Raw genomic sequence first — 12526 nt, 5'->3', positions numbered from 1 at the left:
TGCACGCCATCCTGACAAGGCGGCGGGATCTGCCACGGACGATGCCCTTCACGTCCAGACCTGCAGGACGGCTACTCGCCGGGCGGGCCCTGCGGCGGCCTCTCGCCTCCCTCCTCGTCGAGGAAGTGCCCCTTCTCGCCCATGAAACAGCCGAAGATCTGGTTAACCCCCGGCGCGGAGGCGTGGTAGTGATAGCCACGCTCCGGGTCCGTCTCGCCGCCACAGTCATCCAGCTCAGCGGGAACATTGCCGTCCTTGTCCTCTCTGGCATAGATGGCATAGCCATCCAGCGCATAGCCGATCATCGGCGAATGGCCATCCTCCTGAATGCCGATCTCGGAGCAGCCGGTGGCGGTGTGATAGTGATAGCCCTCATGCGGATTGGCATGCGCGCCACAATCATCGAGCACCCCCAGGGTGTGAGAGCTCAGGATCAGCTCCAGCGGTGCCGGCGGGCCGAACAGCACGCCATTGAGCGCCACGCCGGTGTTGGCGCGGCCGGCCAGCGAGGTCGGCTCGGCGGCCGGTACCGGCACCCTGGGGATCACGACAGTCTTCTCGATGCCGCCGTCCAGTTCCTCAAGCGGACACTCGAGACAGAAGTTGTCGAAGCCTTCGATGGGGTTCGGGTCCCCCGCCACCTCACAACCACGCGCGCCATCGATCACGGTGATCTCGCCCGTGTTGACGTCGTACATCTGCCACTCCTTGTCCTGATAGAGAGTGGCAAGATTCTTGATGAACTCGCCGTCCACCTGATAGAGGGTGCCCTCGCCATCCATCCAGGTGCCGCCTTCCTCCTCACCGGAATGGATATTGGGTGGGCAGAAAGGCCCCTCCGGCGAGGTTTCCGGGTCCGCGGGCGCACCGGCCACACGGAACTGATAGCAGGTCGTCTGCGTGCCGCCGCTCAGGGTGCAGTCGACGGTCTCGACCTCACCGACGATCGCGCCCGCGGCAAATATCTGAGGATCCAGTCCAACCGCCGCCGGGGCAGGTTCGCCGTCCGTGGCTTCCTCTGCAGCGACTGTCTCTTTCGTGACCGTTGCACTGGCCGCCGCCGTGCTGGCCGCCCTGTCGTGCGCGTCAGCGGCCGTGCCCGTTTCAGCGCGCTCGCGCCCGATGCTCTGCTCTTCACAAAAGCCGCCACAACCGTCTCCTCAGCAGTCCCCACAGCAGTCCCCACAGCAGTCTTCATAACACCGTCGTCGATCACTCTGCCGCCCTCCGCGTCTCAAATCTGATGGTCGATGCCTGCGGGTCGATATCTATCGGGCGATACCGCAAACCGCCAGACCGCGAACCGGCAGGTCGATCTCAGACTAGCGCCACAGCGTGCACACAGTATGTCTTTGCGCTCGCGCGCGATGGCCGGCAACCGCAGTGTGACGCAGGGTCACGTCCACGGCGGATGACCCGCCGCATGAGTTTCGCCATAATATGCGCCATTCAGACGGGCAGCCCCCGTTCACCGGACTCAAGGACTGGTCGCATGTGGTTCAAGAACCTGCAACTGTATCGCCTGCACGATAGCGCACCGCTGGAAGAGGGTCGTCTCGCCGACGCCCTGCCGGAGCATGTCTTCCGCCCGGTCACCGGCGTCGAAGCCAAGCGTATCGGCTGGGTGGCACCGGGCGGTCGCAACAGCGACATGCTGGTCCACGAGATCCAGGGCCATTATCTGATCAGCGCACTGCGTCAGGAACGTGTCCTGCCCGCTGCCGTGGTCAAGGAAGAACTCGAGGAGCGAGTCGCCGAGCGCGAGACGGCGGAAGGTCGTCCGCTGCGTCGCCGCGAGAAGCTGACCCTCAAGGAGCAGATCTACGAGGAGCTGCTGCCACGCGCCTTCACGCGCTCCTCGCGCACTGACCTGTGGTGGGACAGCCGTCGCGGGCTGATCGCCGTCAACGCCTCGAACGCCAAGCGCGCCGAAGAAGTCCTCGACCTGCTGCGCCAGACGCTCGGCTCGCTCAAGGTCACGCCGCTGGCCGTCGCCCAGCCGCCCTCCCAGGTGATGACCACCTGGCTGAAGGACGTGGCCTCGCGTCCGGATGACCTCATCGTCGGTGATCAGGTCGAGCTCAAGGCGCCGGGCGGCGAGGATGGCGTGCTGCGCGCCCGTCAGTTCGACCTCGACGGCGAGGAAATCCAGACGGCGCTCACTCTGGGCCGCGTGGTCAGCAAGCTGGCACTGGAAGTCGAGGGCCGCGTCGCGTTGATCCTCGGCGAGGACATGGCGCTCAAGAGCCTCAAGTTCGCCGATGCCGTCATCGATGAAGCCAATGCCCAGGAGGATGGTGAAGACCCCATCCTGCGACTGGAGACCGACTTCGCGCTGATGGCCCAGGTGCTCTCCGGCGTGATCGAGCAGATGACCGCCTGGCTGGGCGGCGAAGCTCAGCCGGGAAGCTGAGCGCCACCCCCTTTCTTCTCTTCTCAAGAATGACAATCCGGATGACGTGCGTCGATGACTGACACAGCAACGCCCAAGCCTGCCACGCCTGACGAACAGGACCCGTTCGCCAGGATTCGCCCCTACCACGATCACGAGGTAAGTGAGGTACTGGTGCGCCTCGAGCAGGACCGCGAACTGCTCGACACCCTGACTCGCTTCCGCCTGCCGGGACTGACCCAGCGCTTCCCGTGGCTGGCGCGCCAGATCGCTCGCCTGGCCATCAAGCGCGAGATGATGGGCGTGAAGGACGTGGCCAGTTTCCAGACCCGCATCGCCAGCTACATGGCGCGCATGATCCATACCACCACCACCAGTTTCGAGACGGTGGGACTCGAGCGGCTGTCGGAAGACACGCCGTATCTGTTCCTGTCCAATCACCGCGACATCTCGCTGGACCCGGCCTTCGTCAACTACGCGCTCTATCGTCACGGCCGCGACACGGTGCGCATCGCCATCGGCGACAACCTGCTGCAGAAGCCCTTCGTCACCGACCTGATGCGCCTCAACAAGAGCTTCATCGTGCCGCGCTCCGCCAAGGGCAAGCGCGCGATGCTGGCGGCCTACCAGTCACTGTCGGGCTATATTCGTCACTCCTTGATCCACGATCGGCACTCCATCTGGCTGGCCCAGCGGGAAGGACGTGCCAAGGATGGCCGTGACGGCACCGAAAGCGCCATCATCAAGATGCTGACCATGGCGGCCCGCACCGCCGACAAGACACGCCCCTTCAGCGAGAGCGTCAGCGAGCTCAACATCGTGCCGGTGTCCATCAGCTACGAATTCGACCCCTGCGATCTGCAGAAGGCGCGCGAACTGGCGGCCATCGCCAATGAAGGGCGCTACGAGAAGGTGCAATACGAGGACATCCAGTCGATCGCCGCCGGTATCAGCGGTCACAAGGGGCGCGTCAAGCTGGTGTTCGGCGAGCCGCTCAAGGGTGATTTCGCCACTCCGGACGACGTGGTCGCCGAAGTCGACCGTCAGGTACTCCAGCACTACACCCTCTACCCGAGCCACCAGCTGGCACTCGAGAAACTGGCTGCCAGCCGTCCGCAGCTGCGTGACGAGCCACGCCTGGCCGCCGCGCTGGATGTCTCCGCCATCAGTGGTGCCGAGCGCGCCGTGTTCGAGAATCGTCTCGCCCGCGTGCCGAGTGAGCTCAGGGACTGGTGGCTGGTGCAGTACGCCAACCCGATCCTCAATCGTGAAGGCCTGTCCATCGATCTCGACGAGAAGCTGGACGCCGCCGAGGCCACCGCCACCGACTGATCCCGCTCACGGGATACCGCCCTGGACACGACAACGCCACCGTCCTGCGACGGTGGCGTTGTCGTGTCTGGCCGCTTCATGCAGCCTGCTGCCGGCGAGCGCCTACTTGCGCCAGAAGCTGGGCGAGAACAGCACCAGCACGGTCAGGATCTCGAGGCGCCCCATCAGCATGCCGATGCACAGCAGCCATTTGGCGCTGTCAGGCAGCGGTGCGAAGTTGCCGGCCGGGCCGATGATGTCCCCAAGCCCGGGGCCAACGTTGGTGACGGCGGTCACGGCACCGGTCACGGCGGTCACCAGATCCAGCCCGATCAATGACAGCGCCAGTGCCAGCCCGCCGATGGTGATGAAGAAGAAGAACGAGAAGGCGATGACCGCGCGCACCACTTCATCCGGCAGGGCGCGCCCGTTGTAGCGCTGGGAGAAAACCCCGTTGGCATGGATCAGCGAGCGCAGGTGATTGCCGAGCATGATCAGGCCGATCTGCAGGCGAAAGATCTTCATGCCCCCACTGGTGGAGCCGCTGCAGCCCCCGACGAAGGTCAGATAGAAGAAGGCCACCACCGCGAAGGGCCCCCAGGCACTGTAGTCATCGCTGGCATAGCCCGTGGTGGTCACCACCGACATGACATTGAAGGTCACCTGGGTCAGCGCCGTGAAGAGGTCCTCCCCCAGCACGACGCGATAGAGCGTCAGCGCCGCGATCACCCAGCCCAGCAAACGCAGGAAGCCGCGCACCTGGGCGTCGCACCACATCACCCCGGCACTGTCCTGCCAGGCGCGGATGAACAGCACGAAGGGCAGCGCCCCCAGCAGCATGAAGGCGGAAGCCATCCACAGCAGATGCGGGCGATCGGAATAGATGCCCATCGAGCTGTCGTAGTTGGCGAACCCGCCCGTGGCCAGCGAGGTCATGCCATGCACCACGGCATCCAGCGGCAGCATGCCCCCCAGCCAGTAGCTCAGGATCGCCAGCAGCGTCAGCCCCACATAGACCAGCCCGATCGCCTTGGCGACACCCCCGGCACGTGGCAGCACCTTGTCGGACCAGTCCGAGGATTCGGTCTGGAACAGACGCATGCCACCCACCTTCAGGAACGGCAGGATCGCGATGGCCATCACGATGATGCCGATCCCCCCCACCCACTGCATCAGGCCCCGCCACAGCTTCAGGCCATCCGACAGTCCTTCGATGTGGGTCAGCACGGTCGAGCCGGTGGTGGTGATCGCCGAGACCGACTCGAAGACGGCATCGGTGACGCCCAGGTGGGTCGCGCCGAAGATCAATGGCAGGCTCGAGTAGGCTGACACCAGCACCCAGCTCAGGGTCGTCAGCACGAACATCGCGCGGGGCTTGAGCTGCAGCTCCACCTGGTGCGAGACCAACAGCATCACCAGAGCCGACCCCAGCGTGATGCCCAGCGATATCGCGAAGGCCCACGCATCCGCATCGCCCTCTTCCAGCAACAGCAGCAGCGGCACCAGCATCATCACCGCCACCACGCACAGCAGCAGGCCGAGCACCCGGACCACCGGCAGCCACTCCGTCACCTGCAGACGGCGCATCAAGGCGGCACCGTGGCCCCCCGCTCTCGCCTCCCTCGGCGTGCTCATGACGTTACCTCACGCATGATCGGCTTCATTCCCCATCCTCACCCTTCGTTATGACCACCAGAAGGCATGACAGGACCGCCCGGCAGGCGCACACGCCCCCGCTGCCGGCGCTCCCATCGCCCTCAGGCCCTCGGCCTCTGGCTCGCTGAAGCGACACCTTACACCGTCATCGCGGGCAGTCCAGTGCTCATGCCCGCAAGGCGCCCAGCGCGCGGTGGCGCGAGGCGCCGGGTCCGCGACGTCTCACTCGGGCGGCACCGGGCATTAGTCCACCAGAGCGACAACGGTCGGCCTGATGGGCCGCTGGCTTGGGCTGGCCGTTTCCCCTGCGGTACACTGAGGCTCCAATATGGCAACGATGCGTTCACGGACAGGAACCTCATGCGTCTGACTGATTGGCGAGCCTGGCAGGCGAGTGCGACACGCACGACCCACGACGGTCGCACCGACATCACCCCCTCCCCGCGTGCCGAACAGGTACCGGCGATACTCCGCCGCCGACTGAGTCCGGTCGGGCAGGCATGCTGCAAGCTGCTGTTCACCCTCGACCCTGAGGGCGATCTGCCGATCATCCACGCCTCCCGACATGGCGACACCAGCAAGATACTTGCCCTGCTCGACTCGGCCACCCAGCCGCAGGAAGCCTTGTCACCCGCACGCTTCTCGCTCTCGGTGCACAACGCCATCCTTGGCATGTACTCGATCACGCGTCAGTCCCATCAGCCGCTCGAGGCGCTCGCCGCCTGCGGTGACGAGTTCGATGCACTGATGAGCGAAGCGCTCGGCTATCTGGGGGAGCGGGAGGAAGTCATCGTGCTGTTCTCCGATATCGCCGCGCCAGAGGCCTTCCAGCACCACGGCGACTATCCCGAGCATGCCAGTGCCGTCGCCATGCGTTTGAGCCGCACCTCGCCTGAGGCCCCGCGGCTCGCCGCATTGCCAGTCGACGCCGAGGAGCCGGCCCGCCACGCCCCGACCCCCATCGAGGTGATCGAGTGGCTGGAAGCCGCCGGACAGACACCGCTCGTCTGTCGCCGGCAGGCCTGGCAACTGAACCCTCCTCCCGCCACTGACGCCGCGCCGCAGTGATGACGCCTCGTCATGCCTTCTGGCTATCCTCGCCCCTCGGGCGCCTGTGGCGTGGCATCGCCACCGCCATCAGCTTCAGCGTCTTCGGACTGGGTGGCCTGCTGCTGGGGGGGCTGCTGCCCCTGCTGACAGTGAGCATGCGCGATGGCGAACGCCGCCAGCGCCTGGCGCGCCGCATCATCCATCACGCCATGCGCGGCTTCCTCCAGCTGATGCGCGGCCTGGGTGTGCTCGACTACCGTCTGCACGACTGTCAGCGTCTGCAGCGCCCGGGGCTGCTGGTGCTGGCCAATCATCCGACACTGATCGACGTGGTCTTCCTGATCGCGCTGATCCCCCACGCCGACTGCGTGGTCAAGGGGCGTCTGGCCCGCAACCCGTTCACTCGCGGTCCGATCCGCGCCGCCGGCTATATCACCAACAACGAGCCACAGGGCGTGCTGGATGCCGCCCGCGAGAGCCTGGCCAAGGGCAACGCCCTGATCCTGTTTCCCGAGGGGACGCGCAGCGTGCCGGGCCGCGCCCTGAAGTTCCGTCGCGGCGCCGCCAACATCGCCCTGCGCACGCCCTGTGACATCACCCCGGTGCTGATCGACTGCCAGCCCAGCACGCTGACCAAGGGCGAGCCCTGGTACCACATCCCCGCGCAGCGCGTGATGCTCAACCTCAAGGTACTGCCGGACATGGCCCCCGAGGTCTCCCGTACACAGGAGCAGGATGAGCCGGAGGCGCCGCTGTCCCGGGATGCCCGCGAACTGACCCGCCAGCTGGCGGGCACCTTCGCCACGCAGCTCGAGCGTTTCCAGCAGGCCATCGCGGAGCCTGACAGCCCCCATCAGGCATGAAAGTCTGTGCAGGAAGGCCAGGCATGAGTGGCAGACATGTCACGAAGGCATGCCGCAGATTCATCCAGATGGCATATCTGCCGTTATTGAATGACTGACCCCCGACATCATCGCTGATCCATGGATCAACGACCCTGACGCGCTAGAGAGAGGATTTCCCATGAGTGATACCACCTCGCTGGAACTGGAACTCAAGCAGCTGATCATCGATACGCTGGAGCTTGAAGACATCACCCCGGACGACATCGTCGCCGATGAGCCGCTGTTCGTGGACGGCCTGGGACTGGATTCGATTGACGCCCTGGAGCTGGGCCTCGCGCTGCAGAAGCGCTACGGCATCACCCTGGATGCCGAGTCCGAGGACACCCGGGCCCACTTCGCCAGCCTCAACGCGCTGCGCGAGATGGTGGAGGCCCGTCGTGAGCGCTGATCAACCGACCCCCTCCCGCGAGGAGATCTACGCCCATGTCCGCAGCACCCTGATCGAGCTGTTCGAGATCGAGGCCGCTGACATCCACCCTGAGGCGCGCCTCTACGAGGATCTCGACATCGACAGCATCGATGCCGTGGACCTGGTGGTCGAGCTCAAGAAGTTCACCGGCCGACGCATCGACGCCAACGACTTCAAGAGCGTGCGCACGCTCAACGATGTGGTCACCGCCGTCGAACAGCTGACACAGCGCCAGGCATGACGCCGTCGTCCCCTGACAGCCGCACGCGCCCCGCACTGAGCAGGGTGCTGCTCGGCGTGCTGGGCATCGTGGCCGCTCTTGGCTGGCCACTGCTGGTCTACGCCCTGCTGTCGCGCCTCACCGCAGACAGCGGCGCGGTCAGTGGACACTCGTCGCCCTGGGTGTGGGCCTTGATCCTGTTCGGCGCCCTGCTGATCCAGCGCCTGCCGCTGCATCCGGCACTGCGCCTGGGTCTGGCCGCCCTGCTGGTGGGCATCAGCGTGGCGAGCGAGGCCGAACTCGGGCTGCGGGCCTATCCGGTACTGGTCAATCTGGCCATGCTCAGCGTCTTCGCCACCAGCCTGTGGCGCGGCATGCCGGTGATCGAGCGCCTCGCACGCCTCAAGGAACCCGACCTGCCCCCTGCCGGCGTGCGCTACACCCGCCAGGTCACCCGGGTGTGGTGTGCCTTCTTCCTCTTCAATGCCAGCATCGCCGGCTGGACGGCCCTGCATGCCGACCTGGCGACCTGGACGCTCTACAACGGCCTGATCAGCTATGTGCTGATGGGCCTCCTGTTCGGCGGTGAATGGCTGGTTCGCCGTCGCCTGCGGAGTTCACACACCTGATGCCTGACTCATCTCCCGTCAGCCCGGATACGCCGGTCACGTCGCTGTTGACGCAGCATGTCTGGCGTCAACTCGCCGAACAGTCACCCGAGGCGCCGGCCTGCTGGCTGGCCATCCCCGGTCACCCACTGCGCGCATTGACGCGTGCCGAACTGATGGCGCGCGTGGACGCCTGGCATCACTGGCTGGACTGCCTGCCCGGTGATCACGACGCCCGCCAGCCCGGCGCACGCTGGGTGCTGTTCCAGCCCACCACGCTGGGCGCCTGCGTACAGCTGCTGGCGCTGTGGGAACGCGGCATGCGGGCGATCCTGCCGGGAGATGACCGCCCCGAGACCCTGGCACGTCTGGCGGGCGACAGCGCCGGCCAGCTCCCCGAGACCACCGCCGATGGCTGGCCACCGGGACAGCCCGACCCTGCAGGTACTGCCGCGACGGCTTCTGCCCCTGCCCCTGTACGACCGGACACCACGCCCGATGCCGCACGCATCGCACTGGAGCTTTGCACCTCTGGCTCCACCGGCGAGCCACTGCGCATCGCCAAGCGCTTCGACCAGCTCGAGGCCGAACTGGCCGTGCATCGCGTGCTATGGCCGCTGGCGACAGGCCCTGATACAGCCCTGGCGTCCACGCCGGACACCGTCAGCCTCAGTCAGGTCAGCCATCAGCACATCTACGGCCTGCTGGTCTCGCTGCTGCGTCCGCTCAGCGAAGGCGTGCCGTTCCTGAGCGAAGCCTGCCACTACCCGGAGCAGCTGGCCGCCGCCATCGCCCAGCTTTCCGGGCTTGGTCATCGCTGCCAGCTGGTCAGCTCTCCGGCCCAGCTGGCGCGTCTGCCACAGACCGATGAACAGACGCCATCCGCCGCTCCTCTGGCGGAACTCGGTCAGGTATTGCGGGTCTTTTCTTCGGGCGCGCCGCTGCCGGCCGAGGCTGCCCGTCATGCCGAGGCCAGCCTGAAGGCACCGGTGATCGAGCTCTACGGCAGCACCGAGACGGGCGGCATCGCCCGGCGCCGCCAGCAAGAGACAGACCACTGGACGCCGCTGCCGGCAGTAGAGATCACCTTCTCGCCGGACTTCGCGGTGCGCTCGCCATTTCTGGCAGCGCCTGATCAATGGTGGCAGCAGGCCGACAAGGCGGCGCTGGTGGAGGACGCGGCAGAGGGTGACGACGCACGGAACGCGGCGCCACGCTTTCAGCTGCTGGGGCGCAGTGATCGGCTGGTCAAGCTGGCCGGCAAGCGGGTCTCGTTGAGCGCGGTGGAGCGCTGCCTGAGCGAGCAAGCGGAGGTGCTTGAAGTGCGTTGCCTGCCGATGCCCACGCGTGAGCATCGCCTGGGCGCAGTGGTGGTGATGGATGAGTGCGCGCTGCCGCAGGATCACGCCAGCCGCCGCGATCTGATCGCCCGCCTGCGCCGCGCGCTGATGCCGGGCTTCGAGCGCATCGCCCTGCCGCGCTACTGGCGCTTCGTCACGCGCCTGCCGCTCAATGCCCAGGGCAAGTTCACCGCGGACTCCATCGCGCGGCTGTTCGCCGATCTCGATGATCCGCGCCTGCCACGCTGGCTGGGAGACACCTCCAGCGGGCCACAGCAGAACACCCTGGAAGCCGAGGTGCCTGATGGTCTGGTCTATCTCGACGGCCACTTCGCCGCCCAACCGCTGGTGCCGGGCGTGGTGATGCTCAAGTGGGCACGCGAGCAAGGCAGGACACTGCGGGTGAACGGCGTAGGCATGGACGATGCGCCCTTTCTGCGCCTGGAACGCCTCAAGTTCTCCAACCTGCTGCTGCCCGGCATGCGCTTCACGCTGAGCACTCACCTGCTGGAAGACGCCCAGGGCCTGCGGCTCGACTTCCGGCTGGAATCCCGCGCAGGCCTGCATGCCAGTGGACGGCTGCGTCATGGTCAGCCGCATGCTCCGGACGTCGCCCGCGACGACGGGCCCGCGGCCACCCCATCCCCCCATTCCACCTCGGAGGCGTCATGAGCCAATCCCCTGCGCCTGTGAGCGACTCGCAGCACGATTCTGAGCAGCATCTCTCTCGCCAGAACGCTCCTGAACAGAGCAACGCCCTGCGCGCCTGCGTGGTGATCCCGGTCTACGATCACCCCGCCACCATCGCCGGCGTCTGTGCGGGCCTGGCACCGCTCGGCCTGCCCATCGTGCTGGTGGATGATGGCTGCAGTGCCCCCTGCGCCGAGGTACTCGATCAGCTGGCGGCCGAGGGCCATCACCTGGTGCGTCGCACGCACAATGGCGGCAAGGGAGCGGCGGTGCGCAGTGGCCTGCAGGCTGCCGAGCAGCTCGGCTTCACCCATGCCCTGCAGGTGGACGCCGATGGCCAGCACGATGTCAGTGACCTGCCCGCCTTCCTGAAGGGCATGCAGGACAATCCCGACTGCCTGCAGATCGGCTATCCCGAATACGATGCCAGCGTGCCGCGCATCCGCTTCTACGGTCGCTACGCCTCACATGTCTGGGTATGGATCAACACCCTGTCGCTGGCCATCCGCGACACCATGTGCGGCGTGCGCCTCTACCCGCTGGCCGCCACCAATCGCCTGTTGGCGCGCAATGACTGTGGCGATCGCATGTCCTTCGACACCGAGGTACTGGTGCGCTGGTACTGGGCCGGGGGCGAGGTGGCCAACCTGCCGGTGCGTGTCAGCTACCCCACCGGAGGCGTCAGCCACTTCCGCCCCTGCCACGACAACCTGTTGATCAGCGCCATGCATACCCGTCTGTTCTGCGGCATGCTGCTGCGCTCGCCGACACTGGCCTGGCGCACGCTGAGCCGCCGAGGCGGCAAGCGGCAAACCGCCCACGCTCAAGATGACGCACTGACAGATGGCGAAGACCGTGCAGCACAGACCGCCGACGACAGCGTCGCGCCCAATCACTGGGCCCGCCTGTCCGAAACCGGCTCATTGAGCGGCATGCGGCTGATGGTGACGATCCGCCGTCGGCTCGGGGCCTGGCCGTTTCGCATCGCGCTGTTCCCGGTGCTGATGTGGTACTTCCTGCTGCGCGGCGTGGCGCGACGTGCCTCCTTCGATTACCTCAGACGCCTGGAGCCCGGACTTGGCGGCGTGCGCCTGTGGGCCAGAAGCTTCGCCCACTTCATGCAGTTCGGTGAGGCGATCATGGACAAGGTCTCGGCCTGGAGCGGCGAGATTCCGCTCTCCTCGCTGACCGGCACCGGTCCGGAAGACCTGCGCGATGCCGCGCTGCGTGGCGAGGGCGGCATCATCCTCGTCGCCCACCACGGCAATCTGGATGTGATCAATGCCATCGGCGAGCGCCACGACATCGACCTGTGCGCGCTGGTGCACACGCGTCACGCCGAGAAGTTCAACCAGTTGCTGGAACAGGCCACCGGGCGCAAGCCGCCGCAGATGATCGAGGTCAGCGAGATCACCCCCGCCACCGCCATGGCGCTGGGTGACCGCGTCAATCGCGGTGGCTTCGTGGTCATCGCCGCGGACCGCGTGCCGATTCCCCCCGAAAGCGTGGCGGCAGAACGGGAAAACGCGGGGGGAAGCGAGCGGGAGAGCGTGGAACAGAGCGCCGTCACCCGCGCCCGTGTCCAGCACTGCGACTTCATCGATCAACCTGCGCCCTTCCCCGTGGGCCCCTTCATGCTGGCGGCGCTGCTGCGCTGTCACGTCTACACCCTGAGCTGCGTGCGCGAGCAGGGCGGTGCCAATCCCCGCTTCCGGGTCGATTTCGCGCCCTTCGATGACAGCCGCGCCGTCAAGCGCAGCACCCGCGAGGCATGGATTGAGCAGGCCATGCAGCGCCATGCCGGTCATCTCGAGGCGCGTGTCAGACGCCACCCGCTGCAATGGTTCAACTTCTTCGACTTCTGGCACCAGGCGCCCGACGTCCCGACCTCTAGCGAAGGTGCCTCGGAGTCCGAGCGAGTGACCTGACGGCTGGCGCGTCACCC

At 66.4% G+C, this 12526-nt stretch carries 11 protein-coding genes; 9 read left to right on the top strand and 2 right to left on the bottom strand.

Features of this window, described 5'->3' with window-relative positions:
• Positions 1–71 precede the first annotated feature (71 nt).
• Entirely contained in the window at positions 72–875 is an 804-nt protein-coding gene (locus QD228_RS03575) for a YHYH protein (protein ID WP_279874464.1), read from the bottom strand.
• A gap of 617 nt (positions 876–1492) precedes the next feature.
• Here QD228_RS03575 and QD228_RS03570 point away from each other — a divergent pair.
• Both QD228_RS03570 and QD228_RS03565 read left to right on the top strand, forming a co-directional pair.
• On the top strand, positions 1493–2413 hold the full coding sequence (locus tag QD228_RS03570; RefSeq protein WP_279874463.1) for a recombination-associated protein RdgC: 921 nt from the start codon (positions 1493–1495) through the stop codon (positions 2411–2413).
• 54 nt (positions 2414–2467) lie between these two features.
• Positions 2468–3724 (top strand): 1-acyl-sn-glycerol-3-phosphate acyltransferase, encoded by a 1257-nt coding sequence (locus tag QD228_RS03565; protein WP_279874462.1) that lies wholly within the window; start codon positions 2468–2470, stop codon positions 3722–3724.
• 102 nt (positions 3725–3826) lie between these two features.
• Here QD228_RS03565 and QD228_RS03560 read toward each other — a convergent pair whose 3' ends face one another.
• Positions 3827–5290: a TrkH family potassium uptake protein gene (locus QD228_RS03560; RefSeq protein ID WP_136938958.1), complete on the bottom strand. Its 1464-nt coding sequence runs from the start codon at positions 5288–5290 to the stop codon at positions 3827–3829.
• A gap of 429 nt (positions 5291–5719) precedes the next feature.
• Between QD228_RS03560 and QD228_RS03555 the strand changes: the two genes are divergently transcribed.
• The 7 genes from QD228_RS03555 to QD228_RS03525 all read left to right on the top strand — a co-directional run bounded on the left by QD228_RS03555 (position 5720) and on the right by QD228_RS03525 (position 12509).
• Positions 5720–6427, top strand: coding sequence for a beta-ketoacyl synthase chain length factor (locus QD228_RS03555; protein WP_279874461.1), 708 nt, complete (start codon positions 5720–5722; stop codon positions 6425–6427).
• Positions 6427–7272 carry a lysophospholipid acyltransferase family protein gene (locus QD228_RS03550; RefSeq protein WP_176493489.1) on the top strand — a complete coding sequence of 282 codons (846 nt, stop codon included), beginning with the start codon at positions 6427–6429 and terminating at the stop codon, positions 7270–7272. Before QD228_RS03555 ends, QD228_RS03550 begins: the two co-directional genes overlap by 1 nt.
• 160 nt (positions 7273–7432) lie before the next feature.
• Positions 7433–7702, top strand: a complete 270-nt coding sequence (locus QD228_RS03545) for a phosphopantetheine-binding protein (RefSeq protein WP_077375262.1) — start codon at positions 7433–7435, stop codon at positions 7700–7702.
• Positions 7692–7964, top strand: coding sequence for an acyl carrier protein (locus QD228_RS03540; RefSeq protein ID WP_240499665.1), 273 nt, complete (start codon positions 7692–7694; stop codon positions 7962–7964). The genes QD228_RS03545 and QD228_RS03540 overlap by 11 nt, the downstream gene beginning before the upstream one ends.
• Positions 7961–8572, top strand: coding sequence for a hypothetical protein (locus QD228_RS03535; protein ID WP_077375266.1), 612 nt, complete (start codon positions 7961–7963; stop codon positions 8570–8572). The genes QD228_RS03540 and QD228_RS03535 overlap by 4 nt, the downstream gene beginning before the upstream one ends.
• On the top strand, positions 8572–10563 hold the full coding sequence (locus tag QD228_RS03530; protein WP_279874459.1) for an AMP-binding protein: 1992 nt from the start codon (positions 8572–8574) through the stop codon (positions 10561–10563). The genes QD228_RS03535 and QD228_RS03530 overlap by 1 nt, the downstream gene beginning before the upstream one ends.
• Entirely contained in the window at positions 10560–12509 is a 1950-nt protein-coding gene (locus QD228_RS03525) for a glycosyltransferase family 2 protein (protein ID WP_279874457.1), read from the top strand. Before QD228_RS03530 ends, QD228_RS03525 begins: the two co-directional genes overlap by 4 nt.
• Positions 12510–12526 lie beyond the last annotated feature (17 nt).

The sequence above is a fragment of the Cobetia sp. 3AK genome (assembly GCF_029846335.1).
Lineage (GTDB): Bacteria > Pseudomonadota > Gammaproteobacteria > Pseudomonadales > Halomonadaceae > Cobetia > Cobetia marina.
The sequence above is the reverse complement of the archived record's forward strand: the minus strand, read 5'-3'. Positions and strand labels throughout refer to the sequence as shown.

Excerpts from the sequence above, each read along its gene's own strand:
- QD228_RS03570 (WP_279874463.1), top strand. The coding sequence starts at position 1,493 with ATGTGGTTCAAGAACCTGCAACTGTATCGCCTGCACGATAGCGCACCG.
- QD228_RS03560 (WP_136938958.1), bottom strand. The coding sequence starts at position 5,290 with ATGCGCCGTCTGCAGGTGACGGAGTGGCTGCCGGTGGTCCGGGTGCTC.
- QD228_RS03550 (WP_176493489.1), top strand. The coding sequence starts at position 6,427 with ATGACGCCTCGTCATGCCTTCTGGCTATCCTCGCCCCTCGGGCGCCTG.
- QD228_RS03530 (WP_279874459.1), top strand. The coding sequence starts at position 8,572 with ATGCCTGACTCATCTCCCGTCAGCCCGGATACGCCGGTCACGTCGCTG.
- QD228_RS03565 (WP_279874462.1), top strand. The coding sequence starts at position 2,468 with ATGACTGACACAGCAACGCCCAAGCCTGCCACGCCTGACGAACAGGAC.
- QD228_RS03545 (WP_077375262.1), top strand. The coding sequence starts at position 7,433 with ATGAGTGATACCACCTCGCTGGAACTGGAACTCAAGCAGCTGATCATC.
- QD228_RS03535 (WP_077375266.1), top strand. The coding sequence starts at position 7,961 with ATGACGCCGTCGTCCCCTGACAGCCGCACGCGCCCCGCACTGAGCAGG.
- QD228_RS03555 (WP_279874461.1), top strand. The coding sequence starts at position 5,720 with ATGCGTCTGACTGATTGGCGAGCCTGGCAGGCGAGTGCGACACGCACG.
- QD228_RS03525 (WP_279874457.1), top strand. The coding sequence starts at position 10,560 with ATGAGCCAATCCCCTGCGCCTGTGAGCGACTCGCAGCACGATTCTGAG.